An 873-nucleotide genomic window follows, 5' to 3' on the forward strand; every position below is an offset into this window, starting at 1 on the left:
ATTTGTCTTTTTAAATTCTGCCCAGCCCCAAGCTTTTAAGCTTGAAGCATTGAATGGACTTAAGCCTTATTTTGAGATGGTTCAATTTGCTGTTGAGTCTGAGGATCATGTCGTCCATGCCATCGAAACGCTTGCCGATCGAATGCAGGGTATGATGCCGAGTTATTCGCCAGAATATTATGCCCATACTAAACGGATGAAATATTACAGCCAGTTAATCGCCACACAACTCGCGGATCATCATCAGTTTAATGACGAAACGGTTGAGCATATTGGTACGTTTGCGCAGTTTCATGCATTGAGCGATATTCAACTGCCGATAGAAATAGCCTGTAGTAGAACACGTTACACGAGAGAGCAGGAGGCGATTCTTCTTCAACATATCGAGCAGTGTATCGAATCTGCAGACGATATAGTGGCGCGTATTGGTAATCCAGTTCACCCAAGCGTGACGCTGTTTTTGCAGATGATTACGTACCAATACGAAAACCTTAATGGTTCTGGTTATCCGTACGGTTTGAAGAAAGAGGCGATCCCAATTGCAGCGCAAATCGTTGCTGTGGCTAACGCATTCGATGTGCTTACGACTCACCACCCATATCGCCAAGCTTGGTCGATACCTTACGCCTTGCTGGAGTTGGAGAAATGGGTGTATCAAGGATTGTTGTCCAGAGAATGTGTCAATGCGCTGCGTGAGCATCAAAATTATCTAAAACAAATCATCCATAAATATCCTGAGCACTACACAGGCTTAGGGTTGATGTAATCCCCGTAAACGAAGGAGCACAAATATTGACTAGGAGGAAATTATAAACAATACTGTTTTTATATACAGTATTTGGTTTGGAGGTGAAGTATGTTGTGGGAAACCCT

The 873-nt window shown here is 43.2% G+C and carries 1 protein-coding gene; it reads left to right on the forward strand.

Going from position 1 to position 873, the window contains the following annotated elements:
* The coding region (locus R7Q46_RS25835) for an HD-GYP domain-containing protein (RefSeq protein WP_318078038.1) at positions 1–766 on the forward strand (766 nt) is incomplete at its 5' end.
* Between the last annotated feature and the right edge of the window lie 107 nt (positions 767–873).

Source organism: Vibrio sp. 811 (assembly GCF_033339195.1).